General features: G+C 42.3%; 7 protein-coding genes. All 7 read left to right on the top strand.

Annotated features, from left to right (window positions below; translation table 11 throughout):
- The first annotated feature begins 12 nt into the window (after positions 1-12).
- Positions 13-7,704 carry a non-ribosomal peptide synthetase gene (locus tag E4635_RS09830; RefSeq protein WP_135526475.1) on the top strand — a complete coding sequence of 2,564 codons (7,692 nt, stop codon included), beginning with the start codon at positions 13-15 and terminating at the stop codon, positions 7,702-7,704.
- Positions 7,705-7,735: 31 nt separating this feature from the next.
- Positions 7,736-9,373 carry an MBL fold metallo-hydrolase gene (locus E4635_RS09835; RefSeq protein WP_135526476.1) on the top strand — a complete coding sequence of 546 codons (1,638 nt, stop codon included), beginning with the start codon at positions 7,736-7,738 and terminating at the stop codon, positions 9,371-9,373.
- A gap of 114 nt (positions 9,374-9,487) precedes the next feature.
- On the top strand, positions 9,488-11,815 hold the full coding sequence (locus E4635_RS09840) for a TonB-dependent receptor domain-containing protein (protein WP_169630238.1): 2,328 nt from the start codon (positions 9,488-9,490) through the stop codon (positions 11,813-11,815).
- A 14-nt stretch (positions 11,816-11,829) separates the two neighbouring features.
- Complete coding sequence (locus E4635_RS09845) at positions 11,830-12,552, top strand: thioesterase II family protein (RefSeq protein ID WP_135526478.1); 723 nt, start codon at positions 11,830-11,832, stop codon at positions 12,550-12,552.
- Positions 12,553-12,651: 99 nt separating this feature from the next.
- Positions 12,652-13,011 carry a hypothetical protein gene (locus tag E4635_RS09850; RefSeq protein WP_135526479.1) on the top strand — a complete coding sequence of 120 codons (360 nt, stop codon included), beginning with the start codon at positions 12,652-12,654 and terminating at the stop codon, positions 13,009-13,011.
- An 11-nt stretch (positions 13,012-13,022) separates the two neighbouring features.
- Complete coding sequence (locus E4635_RS09855) at positions 13,023-14,657, top strand: cyclic peptide export ABC transporter (RefSeq protein WP_135526480.1); 1,635 nt, start codon at positions 13,023-13,025, stop codon at positions 14,655-14,657.
- 101 nt (positions 14,658-14,758) lie between these two features.
- Positions 14,759-19,198 (top strand): non-ribosomal peptide synthetase, encoded by a 4,440-nt coding sequence (locus tag E4635_RS09860; RefSeq protein WP_135526481.1) that lies wholly within the window; start codon positions 14,759-14,761, stop codon positions 19,196-19,198.
- The last annotated feature ends 24 nt before the right edge of the window (positions 19,199-19,222 follow it).

Genomic DNA, 19,222 nt, shown 5'->3' on the forward strand with positions numbered 1-19,222 from the left:
ACATAATTTCGAATGGAAATATTACACAAACTTGAATCCTTGGGTATTATCCTGAGTGTTCAAAACGGCAAATTGGACATAAGCGCTCCCAAAGGGACGTTGACCGAAAGCCTCATTGAAGAAATAAAAGCAAATAAGGAAGACCTGATCCGGATGTTTTCCGCCTTTTCCCACATCCCTAATGCACCGGAAAAAGACCATTATCCTATGACCGCTTCACAGTACAGGCTCTGGATTTTGAGTCAGTTTGAAGAAGGTTCGCTGGCTTATAACATGCCTTTGACAGTTACTTTCAAAGGGGCTGTGGAAGTTTCTAAGCTAGAGCAGTCATTCCAGGTTTTGATAGCGCGATACGAAATCATAAGAACTTTTTTCAAAGCAAACGAAGAAGGGCAAATTTCGCAATATGTCCTTCCGGCAGATGCAGTGGATTTTAAGATAGAAGAAAAGGATTTCAGCCGTGAAAATGATCCTGAAGGTTCTGTTTTTGACTATCTGCAACATAAAAACAGCATCCCGTTTCTCCTGGAGCAAGCACCGCTTTTGAGGGCTTCGTTGCTTCGGGTAGCGGAAAACAACCATGTGTTCTCGCTTTCCATGCACCATATTATTGGTGATGGCTGGTCGATACAATTATTGGTTTCCCAACTCATTCAAATCTATAATTCATTGGTTCAGGGAGAAGAAGTGCAATTGCCGGAACTCAAGATACAATACAAGGATTATGCCGTATGGCTCAATGGCGAAATGGGGAAAGAGAAACAAATGCTTTCTGAAAAATATTGGCTGGACCAGTTTTCAGGAGAATTGCCTGTTTTGGATTTGCCAAGCCTCAAAGCGCGACCGTCGGTTAAGACCTATAACGGAAACCATTGTTCGCATGTATTTTCAAAGGTATTTTCAGAACAGCTGCAACAGTTTTCAAAGGCACAGGACGCGACACTCTTTATGGTTTTGATGGCAGGTATAAAAACAGTATTGTATAAATATTCCAACCAGGCAGACATCATCATCGGAACCCCGATCGCAGGCAGGGAACACCCGGATTTGGAGCTCCAGATAGGATTGTTTCTAAACACATTGCCGATACGGACCAGGATTGAGGAGAAGGATAGTTTCTCGGATTTGGTCCAAAAAGAAAAAGAACTCCTACTCAAAGCATACGAGCACCAGACGTATCCGTTTGACGAGTTGGTCGATAAATTGAACATTGCCCATGACAGAAGCCGCTCCGCGTTGTTTGATGTGATGATTGTCCTGCAGAACCAAGGCCAGCTCAATAACCTGAACAGCCAGCAATCGTTACAAGGCTTATCAGTGGAAAGTTATGGCGGAACAACAAAAACATCAAAATTTGATATCGAATTTACATGTACCGAATCCCAAGATGGACTCACGGTAAACAGCATCTACAATTCGGATATTTACGAATCTTCTCAGATGGAGGCGATGCTATGCCATTTGGAAAATATATTCATCAAGGCTTTGGAAAATCCTGATGTCCTGATCCAGGAAATAGATTATGTTTCCCAGGAAGAGAAAAACCACCTGCTGTTTGATTTGAATGATACATCAGTTGCGTACCCGGAAGGGAAAACGATTTTGGATTTATTCGAAGAACAGGCCCAAAAAACACCTCACGCTATTGCCATTGTTTTCGGGAATAAAAAAGTCACCTATAAGGAATTAGACGAGCAATCCAATCAATTGGCACATTACCTGAAGGATTTTTACAATATCCAGCCGGATGATTTGGTGGGGATCCAATTGGAGCGGAGCGAAAGGATGATCCTGTCCGTATTCGGGATCCTGAAATCAGGAGGAGCATACGTCCCAATTGATCCGGCTTATCCGGATGATAGGGTAGCGTATATCATAAAAGACGGCAACCTGAAAACCTGTCTGGATGAAAAAGAATTGGCAAAATTCAAGGGATTCCAGGACAATTATAGCAAAGAAAGCCTTCCATTGACGGTTAAAACAGACCATCTGGCTTATTGCATTTACACTTCCGGTTCTACGGGGAAACCAAAAGGAGTCCTAAACCATCATGCCGGATTGTATAACCGTTTGGTTTGGATGCAATTGTACCTGAATGCGGGAAGCGATGCGGTATTCCTTCAAAAAACCCCTTATACTTTTGATGTTTCCGTTTGGGAGCTGATCTTACCTTTTTTAACCGGAAGCACTTTGGTCATCGCAAAACCGGAAGGGCATAAGGACCCGCATTACCTGCAGGAACTAATCCACAAGGAAAAAGTTACGATTGTCCATTTCGTACCTTCCATGTTGGGCGTATTCCTGTTGGAAGCCAGTGGGGAAAAAGGCAGCAGCCTGGCCCATATCATCTGTAGTGGTGAAGAATTACCGGCAGTTATGGCACAGGATTGCAAAGAGAAATTCCCAAAGGCACGCCTTCACAACCTATATGGCCCTACAGAAGCAGCCATTGACGTAACAGCTATCGACCTGAGCAATACAGACGTTATCAAAGAAGGAGTAAGCATTGGAAAACCAATAGCGAATACCAAAATATACATTGTAAATGAAGCTTTCCAGCTCCAGCCCATTGGCATTCCGGGTGAATTGCTGATTTCCGGGATACAGGTGGCCAAAGGTTACCTGAACCTTCCCGAACTTACCACCGACAGGTTTATCCCAGATCCGTTCCGGCAGGGTTACCAAGTGTACCGCACCGGCGATTTAGCACAATGGAAACCGGACGGTACCATACATTATTTGGGAAGAATGGACAACCAGGTAAAAATAAGAGGGAACAGGATAGAATTAGGCGAAGTCGAGAAAGTACTCATGGAATATCCGGGTATCCTCAAAGCCGTAGCAGTTGCTAAGGAAGTCAACAATGAAAAAGCGCTTGTTGCCTATTACCTTCCGGAAGAAGAAACAGATAAGGCGGAAATCCGCAATTACCTGCAAAAAAAGCTGCCGGAATATATGGTCCCGAGTTTTTATGTTGCCCTGGAAAACCTACCCATGACCGCCAGTGGCAAAATCGATAAGAAAGCCTTGCCAGGTGTTTTAGGAGAAGACATTATCAGAAAAGAATATATTGCCCCAAGAAACGAAAACGAACAAAAAACAGCATTGATCTGGCAGGAAGTCCTAGGTGTTGAAAAAGTCGGGATCACGGATAATTTCTTCGAATTGGGAGGAGATTCCATCCGGGCCATCCGCGTGCTCAGCAAAATCAATAAAGAATTAGGGCTTAATTACAAACTGGCCGATATTTATGCATTATTATCAATAAGCGAATTGTTATCTGTACAATCAGAACGGATGCAAAGCGAAATTTCTCCTTTCGTAAAATCAAAAATAGAAGAAGATTTCCAAAAATTATCCCAGGAATTACAACCGGAGGAGCAGGATATTGTTTCCATTTTCCCGATGAGCGACATAGAATTGGGGATGTTGTACGCTTCGTCCTTAAACGGCAAAAAAGGAATATACCACGATCAGTTTTTCTTCCCTGTCCCAACATCGGATTTTAACAGGGATGCCTTTGCAAAGGCTGCCGATTTCCTGGTCCAAAAACATGAATTGCTGCGTACGGCCTATAATCTTGAGGATTACAGCGAACCGGTGCATTTGGTTTATGATACCATTGAAGTTCCTTTGGCATACGAAGATATTTCGGGTGAAAACCAGCAGGCACAACAATCCCAAATTGAAAAATTCATGCTCCTGGAACGGACTGAAAATCCTTTTGAGATAGCCAAACCGGGCCTTTGGCGGATGAAAGTTTATAAGACGGGCCAAAAAGAATGGCATCTTTTGTTTCAATTCCATCATGCGATCCTGGACGGCTGGAGCGTTGCGTCCTTAATGACCGAGCTTAACAACACCTATGTCAGTATTGTAAAAGATGGAAACGCCGTGCTAAAAGATACGCTTTCCCTGACTTATAAAGATTATGTTTTTGAACAGAAATGCATCAAGAAGAGCCCAAGCCATAATGCCTATTGGACCGATACGCTTGAAGATTACAAACGCCTGGACATTTTTACCGATGTGGCTGTTTCTTCCAACCGTGATTTTGTGATTGAAGGAACGCTGTATGATTCCCTGCAGCTTTTCAGCAAAACTTCCGGAATCAGTTTGAAAACAGCAAGTTTTGCCGCATATATGCATACGTTGCAAATGCTCACCTATGACAATGATGTTCTGGCCGGTATCGTAACAAGTGGAAGGCCTTTGTCTGAAGACGGAGATAAAATACTGGGCTGCTTTTTGAATACTATTCCTTTCCGTGTCAAAGAAACCCATGGTACTGTCCTGGAATTCACACAGGAAGTGAACCGCCTGGTCAACATCCAAAAACAATTCGAAGGCATCAGTTTATTCGAACTGCACACCCGTTTTTCAAAAAACAACAGGGACGAAAACCCTTTTTTCGATACGATGTTCAATTATGTAGATTTCCATATCTATAATGAAATGAATGTAGAGGAATCGGAAAAAACGGAAGAATCGAAGTTTACCGATATCAGTTTTGAGGCCACCAATACTTTCCTGGACCTGTTTGTACGCCCTGTCCATAACGGAATAAAAGTATCCTGGCGCCAGCAGCGAAAATTAAAAGAAGGACTCACAATAGAAAAACTGCATCATTATTATACGGCGTTTCTGGATCTTTTGACCAAACAGCCAAACGTCCTTTTAAACAAGCGCCTGATCTTGTCTCCCGAAGAGGAAAAAGAACTTTTGGTAACATTCAATGATACGGAACTCATCCATTTGGAGCAGGATACGATTGTCAGCTTATTTGAAAAACAGGTAAAAAAGACCCCGGACCATACGGCGGTTGTTTTCGGAAATACGGCAATAACATACCGTGAACTGAATGAAAAGGCGAATCAATTAGGAGGTTATTTAAGGGAGAAATTCCTCATCCAGCCAAACCATCTTATAGGAGTAAAACTCGACAGGAACGAAGCAATGATTCTGGCCATCTTGGGGATACTCAAATCCGGCGGGGCATATGTTCCCATAGATACGGCTTATCCGCAGGAACGTATCGCTTATATGGAGCAGGACAGTAATTGCAAACTGGTTTTTGATTTGGAAGAATTGCAGCGTTTTTACAACCATTCGCACCAATATTCAAAAGAGGATATAGAAAGCATCAGCAGCCCTGAAGATTTGGCTTATGTTATTTATACTTCGGGGACAACTGGCAATCCTAAAGGCGTAATGATCGAACACAGGAATGCTGTGGAACTGATCAAATGGTCGGAGGACTATTATCAAGCAGAGCGGTTCGATATCGTATTTGCCACAACGTCTTACTGTTTTGACCTGTCCGTTTACGAAATGTTCTATCCGCTTTCCATAGGAAAAAAACTCAGAGTGTTAAAGAACGGCCTGGAAATAGGTGATTTTATAAATAAAGATGCTAAAATACTGATCAATACAGTGCCTTCTGTAGTGAGGGAATTGCTGGAAGAAAACGTATCCTGGGAAAACGTATCGGTACTCAATATGGCGGGAGAACCCATTTCTAATGACATCTTGCAAAAACTACCTTTGGATACCGTTGAAGTTTACAATTTATATGGCCCTACGGAAGATACGACTTACAGTACCTATTTCAGGATACAACACAAAGGGTATACTTCCCTTCCTATCGGGAAACCGCTGTCAAATACCCGGGCTTATATCCTGGATACGCAACTGAAATTAGTCCCTGTTGGGATTCCCGGCAAAATTTACCTTTCCGGGGCAGGATTGGCAAGAGGCTATCTGAACAAACCGGAACTGACAGCAGAGAAATTCATCGAAAACCCATTCCTGGCCAACACGAAAATGTATGATACCGGAGATCTCGGAGCTTGGCTGCCGGACGGGAATATAGAATATTTAGGCAGGAAAGACCAACAGGTCAAGATCCGCGGATTCCGTATAGAATTGGGCGAAATAGAAGCCCGGATCGTGCAATATTCGGAATCTTTAAAGCAGGTTGTGGTCGTGGCCAAGGAAATGAAAGGCGAAAAAGTGCTGGTGGCGTATTATGTGGCTGCCTCCGCTATCGACAAATCGGACTTGCGGAATTATTTATCGGAAAACCTTCCGGATTATATGATTCCCGGTTTTTATGTTGAACTGGTATCGATGCCGCTGAATTCGAATGGAAAAATAGACCGTAAGGAATTGCCGGGCATTACAGGAGAAGACATCATCAGAAAAGAATATACCGCTCCAAGAAACGAAACGGAACGAAAACTGGCCCTTATTTGGCAGGAAGTCCTGGGCATGGAGAAAATAGGTGTTTTCGATAATTTTTATGAAATAGGCGGGAATTCGCTAAAATCGATTCAGGTTTCGGCAAAGCTGAAAAAAGAAGGTTATGAATTATCGGTACTTACTATCCTTAAATACCCGAGGATAAGCGATCTTGTCCCACATTTGGAAACCATCGAAACGGTATTTGAAGAGAGCTACGAACCGAATATCTACCAGGAACCGGTGCCGTTGTCCGTCAATCAAAAAGTATACACCAACAGCACGCTTTATGCGCATCCAATCCAATATTTCACCTTTGAGCTGGCTCCTTTCAACAAGGAAAAATTCGATCAGACGATTTCCAATGTATTCGAATGCATCCCGGAACTCAGGATGAAAATTTATCAGGATGGAGAAGAAACCTACCAGCAATTGGTGCCTTTTTCAGCATTCACACCGCATGTTGTATATAGCCAGATGGATTTGAAAGAAAGCAAAAACATCCAGGATTATTTCATAAAAGCCAAAAACAATCCTTTTGACCTGGAGAAAGGCGACATGTGCCATATTGATGTATGCCATGACGGCACCGACGCTATCGTACAAATAACGATTCATCATATCGTGACCGATTTCCAGTCGAATAATATGTTGATCGATGCTATAAACGAAATGTACAACGGCCATACGAATACCATCGATTTAAAAACCGGCGGTAACGGGATCTTTTCAAAACTGCAGCGGAAATACCTGGCTACAACCGCTTTTGAAACAACGCTTCGTAAGAGGATTGACTCCCTTTCCGCGACACTTGGAAGCAACGGGCATTTATCTCCTTTCCAAAGGAATAAAGACAAAGGGGCCAAAAGGATTACCGTCAAAATCGGTGAGATTGAACTGGGCGAAATGCAACAGTTTTGCAGGGCAAACGGAATACTGCTCAGCAATTACATCCTTTCCTATTGCCTGAAAAATTACATTCAAACCAGCCCGGCGTTTTTTATCGACATAACGGTAAATTCCAGGGATACGCAACTGATGGGATTTGATTTGGAAAACAGGATCGGCCAGTTTACCAATACCATACCGGTTGAGGTTGTCATGGAAAACCAGGGCAGTATCGAGGCCATAACAGCTACCATACAGAAGAGTCATTTGGATGCAAAAGAATCCCAGCAGATTCCGTATACCTTATTGGATAATGCTTTCCAGGCTAAAAACAACTTCAGGTTAAGCGAATTTACGCTGGGGTCGTTCAACAATCTGGACCTTTCGGGGAACCGGAACCCGGACATCCACCTGGACAACAATGACGTGAAAATCTTAGACCTGATCAGCAAACAGCATTATCCGGTCGAGATCAAAAGCAGCATGTACGACAACGGATTGATCCTGGAAATCAACGCCGAAACCGACTATGTGAAAGTAAAGCAAAAGCAAGATAATTTTTTTCAACAGAGCTAATAATAAACAATTAATACAAATAATAAAGACCATGAAAATCAACAATGAAGATTTAGTATACATCAAACCCAATTTAGTTATTGAGCCGTTAATTGACAATTGGTATGCCTGGCCGCATATCGTTTCTCCTGCTACCGCAGCGATGAACATCAAATCAAGGCACCTCAAGATCATGAAATCCTATGTTCAGAATCCGATGATCCATGCGGCAGCGGTCAAAAACCCTAAAATGCTGGGCGGCCCTTTTATAGATTACAACGGCGGAAGGGTAGATGAAATCCAATCGTTAATTGACGGGACTACCCAAAAATGTGCCAAATTACTGGAACTCAACGATGATATTCTCGAATTGCACAGTTTGTTGAAGAACAGTGCCAAAGGATACGCCCTGATAGATTTGTATCCGCTGATACCGGAAAGCCTGCAAGGATTGGTGGAATTGGTGTATGACATCAACAACAACCCTTCGTTCCGTTTTTTTGAATCCTTATTGTATGAAACCGAATATTATGATGAAAGCATCCAGAGCGTGAACCTCTTTTTGGTTTTGGACGACGATTCCAGGACTTTCGTATTGAGTACGCCAAAATTGGCTTCTCCTGAAATCCTAAGGCTTGACATTCCTTTCAACAGCGATAAGATCGACCAATTGTTCGAAATGTCCCTTGAACCTAAACGATACGAAGAAATCCTGGAGATTTTTGAAATAACCGACCCGGCTCAAGAAATCCTGTTCCGGACATTCTTTACCACCGAAACACCAAAAGAATACCAGAAATATGATGGTGATGGCGTCTTGACCAGATATTTTGGCCATGCCTGTATTTTAACCGAAACAAAAGAAACAACCATCCTGGTAGACCCAATCATCAGCTACGGTTATGAAACCGATATTTCGAGGTTCTCCTATGAAGACCTGCCGGAAAAAATAGACTATATCTTAATCACTCATAACCACCAGGACCATATTTTATTTGAAACGTTATTACGCATCAGGCACAGGATCGGGCATATCATCGTTCCGAAATGCAGCGGCGGGAATATCCAGGACCCAAGTTTGAAATTGATGTTCGAAAAGATCGGGTTCCATAATATTATTGAATTGGGAGACATGGAAATCAAGCATTTCCCTGATTTTAAAATTACCGGATTGCCTTTCATCGGAGAGCATTGTGATTTGGACGTGAGAAGCAAAATCTGCCACAGCATCGAATTCAACGATGGATTCAAGATGCTTTTTGCAGCCGATTCCTGCAATATTGCACCAAAATTATACGAAAGGATCCAAAAAGTAATAGGGGACATTGATGTGGTTTTCCTTGGGATGGAATGCCATGGCGCGCCTTTATCCTGGCTTTACGGGCCGTTGTTGCCTAATGGGATACAAAGGGACATGGACGAATCCAGACGATTGGCAGGCTGTAATTTTGACCAGGCCAGGGCGCTTATCGATGTATTTGATGCCAAAACGGTATTTGTCTATGCTATGGGAATGGAACCTTGGTTGAAACATATCAGTTCCATCAAGTATACCAGCGAATCGGAACCGATTGTACAATCCAACCAACTGCTGGAATATTGCCGAAACAAAGGGGTTGAAGCAGAAAGATTATTTGGAGAAAAAATTATTGAGTACAAAAATGTAATAAATGAGCTACAAATTAGCTAAATTCGCAAAATTTAACAATCCAAATAGTATAAAAACATAGAGATGAAAGATAAAAACAGGTTAAAAAGCGCTGTTCTGCTACTATTTTTTTTAAGCACTTTGACACATGCTCAAATGGCGAAAACCAACTTTAAGGGAATGATCTCGGGCAAAGCCATCAATGAAAAATCTGAACCAATGCCCTATGCTAATATTACGATATTGGATGCGAACAGAAAGTTCCTTGTGGCCGGAATGACCGAAGAGAACGGTGGCTTTGAAATTGCCGTCCCGACAGAGAAACTGATTGTAGAGATCAGTTACAGCGGGTATATTACTTTTTCCAAAGAAACGGTTTTGAATGATTCGAACAAAAAAATGAACCTTGGCAGCCTGAAATTGCAATTGGATGTGAATTTCCTGAACGAAGTTGTGGTCGTAGGCCAAAAAAGCACGCTTTCCTTCAAAAGGGACAAAAAAGTGTTCAGCGTAGGGAAAGACATCCTGGCGCAAAGCAACTCGGCTTTGGATATATTGGAAAACATTCCATCTGTTACCGTTGATGCCGGAGGCCAGGTAAGTTTAAGAGGAAATTCCAATGTGACCATACTTATAAACGGAAGGCAAACCGGCCTTACCTTAAACAACGCGCTGGACCAGATCCCGGCCTTAAGTATCGAAAGGGTGGAAATAATCACCAACCCTTCCGCAAGCTACCAGGCAACGGGTTCTGCCGGGATATTGAATATCATCCTGAAGAAAAACAAGAAAGACGGGATAAACGGGCAACTGACTTTGCGTTACGGCGTCCCGATTGACTCGCGCATCGGAAGTTCTGTCAATTACAAAACGGACAAACTTAATTTCTTTGCCACTGTCGGGCAGCGTTATACAGATTATATCGGTAAATATTCTTCGAATCAACTATACAATCAATCCGGATTCAACAAAGCTTTGCTGCAAATGGAAGATGAAAACAGGCATGATGACGGGAAATTATTTTACGGAGGGTTTGATTATTACTTAAACGATAAGGAAACCATTACCATGGCGTATAACATCAATGTGACCAAAGACAGTGACAAATCCCTGATCGGATATGATTATTATACCGAAAATGCCCTGGATAGTGTTTTGGTAAGAAATACAAAATCAGTAGAAAACAGAAGTTATAACCAGTTGGAATTGAATTACCTGCGGAATTTCGATAAAAAAGGAAGAAAGTTTACGGTAGATTTCCAATACGACTTTTGGAACAGTACAAAAGACTGGGACATCAATACCAAAAAAGTGAAACCGATTATCGAAACTCCTAAACAATTGAGGACCAACAATAAAAACGGGAATAAGGATTTTGTCCTGCAAACGGATTACACCACTCCCATAAAGGAAAAAGGAAAGCTTGATTTTGGTTTGAAAGGAGAGCACAGGAACGTGACCAATACTTACCTGGCGGAAAATTTCGTATCCAATAACTGGCAGGTTTTCAACGGGCTGGATAACGACCTGGATTACAACGAGACTATTGGTGCCGCCTATGTGCAGTACGGAAACGAATGGGGGAAATTCGATTACCTTATCGGTTTGAGGGACGAATATACTTCGGTTAAAATAAGCGATGAAAACAGGGAGTTTACCAAAAAAATCAATTACAACCGCTTGTTCCCGACTGTGCATTTGGGTTATACTTTTTCCGAAACAGCCGGATTGCAGTGGAGTTATAGTAAAAGGATAAACAGGCCTTCCATCTGGGATTTGAACCCTTTCAATGAAATAAAGGATTTCACCTATCAATATGCCGGAAACCCTAACCTGAATCCGGAATATACCGATGCCTTTGAATTCGGAGGGAACAAGAATTTCGAGAAAGTGTTCCTGAATGCTTCCGTATACTACCACAGGACAAAGGATTTTATGCAATATTATGTGTACCGCGATGCGAACAATTCCTTTGTAGCCTTACCGGTAAACCTGGATATGGAGAGTAAGTACGGTATTGAAACGTCTGTCAATTACAACCCGATTAAAAGACTGAGCCTGTATTCCAGCTTTAATTTCTACCGTTTTTCCCAGGAAGGGATTTATGAGGACCAGGATTTTGACTTTTCCAATGAATTTTGGCAGCTTCAGGTAAGGGCGCAGGTAAAACTTCCGAAGGAAATCAATTTCCAGGGGTTTTTGAATTATGTCGGGAAAAGCTCCAACGCCCAAACGACTACCAAATCGAACCATTACCTGAATTTGTCCGTGAACAAAAGCTTCCTGTCCAACAAACTGACTGTCGGCTTCAATGCTATAAATGTACTGGATTCCAGAAAAGAAATCCAAAGGACAAGCAGCCCGGGCTACATCCTGAACAAGGTCTCGAACCGTAATGCGGAACAATTCAATATCACGCTTTTATACCGCTTTGCCGAAAAACAATTTAAGGAAAGGCAAATAAAAGAAAGCAACAGGAACTAAAACCGTTAGATTCTATGCAATTATTCGTATTACATTTTGCAGGAGGCAGCACTTATTCGTTCGATTTTTTAAAAAAACATTTAAAAACGGATATCGAATTCCTGCCATTGGAACTTCCAGGACGGGGGAAAAGGTCTACTGAAAAACTGATAAAGGCCAAACAAGAAGCCATTGAAGATTATCTCGGCCAAATCCTGAAATTGAGGGATGGCTCGCCATTTATTGTCTACGGGCACAGTATGGGAGCCACTTTAGGCCTGAGCGTTGTTTCAGGACTCGAAAAACGGGGCCATTTCCCGGAACAGCTGATCGTTTCCGGAAATTCCGGGCCGGGAAGTAAAAAAGAAAGGGAAATTGTACGTTACCTACTAAATGATACCGAATTTAAAGAGGAGCTGCGGTATCTGGGAGGCGTTCCGGAAGAAGTGCTTACCGATGAAGAACTGTTCGATTATTTCGCACCGATTATTCGGGCTGATTTCGAATGCCTCGAAAAAGACACGGCTTTAGAAAAAGGCATCCTGATTACCACCCCTATCTATGCCATTATGGGCACGGAAGAAGAAACCTGCAGCGAGATCGAAAACTGGGACAGGTTCACCACTTCCCGCCTGAAGCATAAAATCCTGGAAGGAAACCATTTCTTCCTTTACAACCACGCGGAAGAAATAGCAAAGATCGTAAGGAGCTCTTTCATCACACGGAAAGAACCTTTACTGGACCTAAAAATCTCATAAACTCTTCTAAACCTGCATAAAAGAGCATTTTCAAAAGGCGCTATATAATGTAGCTCGCCTAATTGTACCATGTACCAACTAAAATTTTAAAAACAGCGTATGGAGAATACAACAGGAGAAGTATATCATATCTCGAACGGATATGTATACATATTTGACATCAAAACCAAAATTCAGGTGAAGGGAGAATTTGAGCCGGTCATCATCAATGATGTGGCCCTTTCGGAAAACCTGTCCATGAAGTTTAAATATATTCTGGGCAGCTTGAATTTTATGTTCAACGAAACCATTACCACAGAAACCGATACCCGGAAAAAACAGTCTTTGGCCCTAAGGATCATCAAGCTTTTGCTGAAGATAATCCACATGTTTGAAGGCAGCGCGAATCCGAAGGATATCGAAGAAATGATCCATCAGATCGATGCCGAAAGAATGGAATTTAAATTAGTATTAATATAACCTGTAGTCAAGTGCTGAAAATCAAAAAAAGGGAAATCCTCTATCTGTTGCTATATGCGGTTCCCAATACGCTATTGACTTTTTCGATAGTATACATTATTAATAACGCCATGGCCGGGAACGAAGCATTCCTGCAAGGTTATATGGGGATTGTCTTTACGGCCATCCTGGTGTATACGTATTTGCTGAATATCATCTTCCAGAAAAAACTGAACCAATTCTCTTTTAAGTTATTATATGAAAACGAGAAAAAAATCTTCAAGCAAATCTTAAGCGTGCCGCTGGTAAAACTAGAGCAATACGGTTCCCAAAGGTTTTACACTGTCGTGGAAGATTTAAGGACTTTTTCCCTGTTGCCTTATACCGTTACCCATACCATCAATTCGGTATTGATGCTCATCCTGTGCCTGATTTATATGTTCACGCTTTCGCTGGTATCGGCCCTGATCGTGGTAAGCCTTATTGTCCTGGTGGCGGTCTGCTATTTTATGGTCATGAACACGATGTCCAAAAAAGTGAACCAATTGCGGGAATACAATGACGGTTATTACAAATCGGTAGACGATGTCATCCGGGGCTTTAAAGAATTGAAGATTAATTTCTTCCGAAGGGAAAACCTGATGAACAAATTTATCATACCCAACAGGGACCAGGCCATGGACCTGGATTTTAACATCAATTATGTATTCCTGTCCATCAACCTGATCAGCCAGTATGGTTTGTATTTTGTCGTATCGGTTATTTTATTTGTGCTGCCGGCGTTTGATTTGCTTACCAAAGAAGATGTTATCGCCTATGTCGTGATCATCCTGTTCATATCCGGGCCCATCAACAACATCATCAATTTACAGCAATTGTACACAAGGTTTTTTGTGGCAAACAACAGGATTTCCAATTTTATAAAGGATTTTGAAGTAACCGAAGAAGAAACTGTTTCTCCCGAAAACACCCTTCACGATTTTGATTCCCTACAATTTTCAAACATCGGGTTTACCTATCCGAGCAAAGAGGAAGACACGGCGTTTACCCTCGGGCCTATTAACCTGAACGTTCAAAAAGGAGAGACTATTTTTATTGTCGGAGGGAACGGTTCCGGGAAAAGCACTTTTATCAATTTGCTTACGGGGCTTTACAAACCTACGCAAGGGGAAATAATCATAGAGGGCCAAAACCAGCACAAGAACGGGGAAAATATACAGGACCTGATTGCTGCGGTTTTCACAGACAATCATTTGTTCTCCAAAAATTACGACAATTATGTCCTGGAAAATAATGAAACGTATAGCAAGTTATTGGAAACCATGGAAATGGACAAAATCATCACAGACGATAAAGATGCTTCTGTGAGGAGGAAATTCTCAAAAGGGCAAAGCAAGCGTATGTCTCTGATATTTAATTTGCTGGAACAAAAACCGATCATGGTTTTGGATGAATGGGCCGCCGACCAGGACCCGCATTTCAGGAAATATTTCTACGAAATCCTTTTGCCGAAGTTCAAGGAAGAAGGCAAAACGATCATTGCCGTTACCCATGACGATGCCTATTTCCATATGGCGGACAGAATCGTAAAATTTGATTATGGAAACATTGTTAAAGATATACACACCGCTACCAAAGAAGAACTGACCGAAAATATCTGGGCCTGATCCGCTTTTTAATTTAAGTATTTTTTCAACTGAAAAAGAAGTTGCCAACCTTCACTTGCCTGAAGATTGCAGGGATTCTTATTCTTATTTTTTTATCAAAAATGAAACTTACACTTCCGCAGCAAGACGTTTATTTCGAACAACTGATGTACCCTGATGACCCTATTTATAATATAGGAGCCAAAATTGCCATTACCGGAACCATTTCGCATGAAGTGCTTAACCAGGCCTATATAGACCTGATCAGCCAGCACGATTCGTATAGAAGTGTGATCAGCCAATCCGCAGAAGAAGTCACCATCAACATCCTGGAAACACATGATTCTGTTTTGGAATACCTGGATTTTTCCGGTGATGAAAACCCTGATGCCCATGCCAATGCGTTTATGCAGCAAAAGTTCGAGGTGGCCCTGAGGATGGACACCCGGGAGCTGTTGCACAAATTTATCCTACTGAAGGTAAGCCAAACCGAGCATTACCTGTTTTCGGTGTACCACCATATTATTACAGACGGATGGGGCACTTCGTTAATGTTCCAGCGATTGGTCAAAAACTACAACGAAATCATGCTTTTTGGAGCAGTAACTTCCGAATATCCGTATACGTACCGGGATTTTGTCCTTGACGACCAGGCGTATTTTCTTTCTGACGACTATCAAGACGATAAAAACTATTGGAAAGAAAAATTCCGGCAGCCTCAGGAACAGCTATTGGAGAAAAAAGAGAATTCCGCTAAGCCAAATGAAAGCCAAAGGAAGGAAATCATCATAAAACGAGACCATTACAATAGATTGGAGCAGGTAAGCAAAGAATTGGGAGCCACGACTTTCCATGTCATTTTGGGCGTCCTCTACCTGTATTTCGGGAGGAAAGATCAAAATACCGATTTTACCATTGGGCTTCCGGTACTCAACAGGGGCAAATCCATTTTCAAAAAAACAGTGGGATTATTTATGGGCGTCTCTCCGTTGCGGATACAATTCAGTTTGGAAGATAATTTTGAAGAACTCATCAGAAACATCAAGCAGCAACTGCGCCAGGATTACAGGCATCAGCGGTTCCCTTTGGGAAAATTGATAAAGGAATTGGGATTGTTCCACGAAAATGAAAGGCTTTTCAACATCACCTTGTCTTACGAAAAGCAAAATTATGCCGATCATTTCCTAAATACCGAAACGAAGGTAATTCCTTTGTCGCATCATTCGGAAAGAGTCGCTTTGGCCATTTACATCCGGGAATTCGATCCCTTGGAAGATGTGAAAATTGACTTTGATTATAATGTCAATTATTTTAGCCAGGCAGCTATTTCAAGGCTGGCAGCACATTTTGAGGCCCTGCTTTCTGCCGTTACAGACAATCCGAAGAAGGCACTTTCCCAATACCAATACCTTTCCCAAACGGAAAAGGAACAATTGCTGCAAAACTTCAACAATACCCAATCAGGATTTCCTGAAGAAGCCACCCTATTGGATTATTTCAAAGAGCAAGTCCTTCAAGCACCTGATAAAACAGCTGTAGCAAACCAGGAGGGAAAATTCACTTACCGGGAATTAGACCTTTTTTCGGACAAGGTGGCCCATTACCTGCAAAAAAACAGGACAAGTGCAAAACCGGTACCTGTTGCAGTCCTGATGGATCGTTCGGCAACCCTTGTGGCTACGTTATTAGGAGTGCTAAAATCCGGGAATTCATATATCCCGCTAGATCCGTCCTTCCCGAAAGACCGCCTGGAGTATATCATAAAACACAGCGGAGTAGCTCAAATTATTGCCGGCCGGAATATAGACCATGACTTGCATACCAACAGCAGGATCATTACTGTGGAGTCAATCCTGGAAGAAGAGCATGATGGGCTACAAGCAGGATTAGAACGGTTTTCTTCAGAAGATACGGCTTACATTATTTATACTTCAGGATCTACCGGTAGCCCAAAAGGAGTGGCCATCAGCCATAAGGCATTGCTCAATTTCCTGATCAGCATACGGCAGGAACCTAAAATAGCAGAAAACGACTGCCTGTTTTCCGTTACGACGCAATCGTTTGATATTTCGATCCTTGAATTTTTCACCCCATTGATTTCCGGGGCTTCCCTATATGTGGCCAGCCAGGAACTTTTATCCGATCCTTTAGCTATTGTGGCCAAACTGGACCAACTCAAACCCAATATCATCCAGGCGACTCCGAGTTTTTATCAGATGCTTTACAACGCCGGATGGAAAGGGGATAAAGCCATAAAGATTTTATGCGGTGGCGATTTGTTAAGCGAAACCTTAGCCGGTAAGCTATTGGAAACCAGTGCTGAAGTATGGAATATGTACGGTCCAACGGAAACAACCATTTGGTCGAGCTGCAAAAAAATAGAGCACGCCAGTGAAGCTTCGGTTATCGGAAAACCCATTTTCAATACCGAATTTTATATCCTGGACGAGTCCAAGCAACTCCTTCCCATGGGCAGCCCCGGAACCATCTATATAGGCGGTTACGGATTGGCGCAAGGGTATTTCAAAAATGAAGAACTGACCCGGGAGAAATTCATCCCGAGCCCTTTCGGCAGCAATAAAAAAATATACAATACCGGGGATTTGGGCCGATGGAATGAAAAAGGCGAAATAGAGTTTTTGGGCAGAAACGACAATCAGGTAAAAATAAGAGGCTATCGCATTGAACTTGGAGAAATCGAAACTAAACTAAACCAGCTGGAAACCGTTAAGGAATCGGTGGTGATTGCCCAGAAAAAAGCAGACCAGGAAGCAGTACTGATTGCCTATGTGATTACTGAAAAAGCGCCCGACACGGTTTTGATTATCGATGCATTGCGTCAGGAATTGCCGGAATACATGATTCCACATGCCATCATTCAAATGGAAGAATTTCCGTTGACACCGAATAAAAAAATAGACAGGAAAGCCCTTTCCCTTCAGGAAATAACGATACAAAAAACGGCGGGCCTCAAAGAAAAACCAACCACAGCTATTGAAGAAAAGCTGTATGGTTTTTATACCGAAGTATTGGGAATGGAAGAAATCAGCACTACGGATAATTTTTTCGCGTTGGGCGGCCACTCCTTAAATGCCGTAAAATTGATAAACCGCATAAACGAGCAATTGCAGTACAGGATAACATTGAAAGAAGTGTTTGACTATCCCACGATACAAACCCTTTCAAAATACCTCGGAAAAAAGGCAACTGTAAAAAGTATCCGTATCGAACCGGTAGAAGAGCAACCCTATTACGAGATAACACCTTCTCAATATGGCATTTGGCTGGCTTCCCAGCAGGAAGAAAAATCAATGGCCTACAATATGCCGGCTGTATTTAAAATCCAGGGTGCCATCCGTAAAGAAGTTTTGCAACAGGCATTGCTGGAAATAGTAAGGAAACATGAAATACTAAGGACCCATTTTATGGAAACCGGAGGGATTCCATACCAAAAAATCAAGTCCCGGGATGAGGTAATTGTGGTAATTGAGGAATTTTTCCATGAAGAAAGGAATAAGGCTGCCTCTTTACAAAAATACCTGGACACTGCCTTCGACCTGGAAACGGAAATCCTTTTGAAAGCCGCTTTATTCCATGAGGCAAATGGAGATTCTTATCTGGTTTTTGCCACACACCATATCGCCATGGACGGATGGTCTCTGGAAATCCTGATACGCGAATTTGCCGACAGCTATAAAGCAATCAGCCAGCAGGAGGACCGAAAGGAAGGTTTGCCGGCCTTTCAATTTAGGGATTATGCCGCATGGCACCTAAAGCAGCTGGAAACCAACCATGAAAAAAACAAAGCCTTTTGGGAAACATACCTCAAAGGATATTCCTGGGAGAATAGGCTGCCTTTTGAGGATGAACCTTTTGAAGGAGAGCATTCCGGAGGCCATCATGACTTTTTGCTTGAATCTGTAAAACCTGCTCTATTACAGGAATTTGCCCGGAAACATAATTTGTCGCTTCATACGATCCTGGCTGGTGTTTTTAATATACTGGTATATAAAATGTTCGACAAGCGGGATTTTTGTATCGGAACGGTTAATTCAGGAAGGACGCATGCGGAATTGCACGATCAGTTGGGGATGTATGTAAAAACACTCCCGTTGCGTTCCCGGATGCATTCGGCCCAGACCGTTTTGGAAATGCTCCACCAAACCCATCAGGACTTATTAGCGATTGATGAGCATCAGGACCTTCCGCAAACCATTCAAAACCAATTGAAAACAGACGTCTTGTTCGTATTGCAAAACCCATCGTTTGATTACCGTACGATTTCGGTGTGCGATGGCCTGCAGTTTCAGATGATGCCTGTAAAAGGATCTTACAGCAGGTTGCCGTTGCTGGTTACCCTTTGGATAAACGAAGAAAACGTATCGGGAAGCATACAATACACCGCCCGGAATTTTTCGGCACAAACCATCGGATTGATCCAATTGAAATACGCGCAGTTACTATCGGAAATCCTAAAAAATCCAGAGAAACAGTTAGCGGAACTGGCTATTGAACTGCCTTTTGAAAAAGAAAGGACCATTGAAATCGGCTTGAATTTTTAACCCTGAATATTTAAAAACTAAAAA

The sequence above is a fragment of the Flavobacterium humi genome, from assembly GCF_004745595.1.
GTDB classification, from domain to species: Bacteria; Bacteroidota; Bacteroidia; order Flavobacteriales; family Flavobacteriaceae; genus Flavobacterium; species Flavobacterium humi.

Coding starts and splice junctions, on each gene's coding strand:
- E4635_RS09830 (WP_135526475.1), top strand. CDS start 13: ATGGAAATATTACACAAACTTGAATCCTTGGGTATTATCCTGAGTGTT.
- E4635_RS09835 (WP_135526476.1), top strand. CDS start 7,736: ATGAAAATCAACAATGAAGATTTAGTATACATCAAACCCAATTTAGTT.
- E4635_RS09840 (WP_169630238.1), top strand. CDS start 9,488: ATGGCGAAAACCAACTTTAAGGGAATGATCTCGGGCAAAGCCATCAAT.
- E4635_RS09845 (WP_135526478.1), top strand. CDS start 11,830: ATGCAATTATTCGTATTACATTTTGCAGGAGGCAGCACTTATTCGTTC.
- E4635_RS09850 (WP_135526479.1), top strand. CDS start 12,652: ATGGAGAATACAACAGGAGAAGTATATCATATCTCGAACGGATATGTA.
- E4635_RS09860 (WP_135526481.1), top strand. CDS start 14,759: ATGAAACTTACACTTCCGCAGCAAGACGTTTATTTCGAACAACTGATG.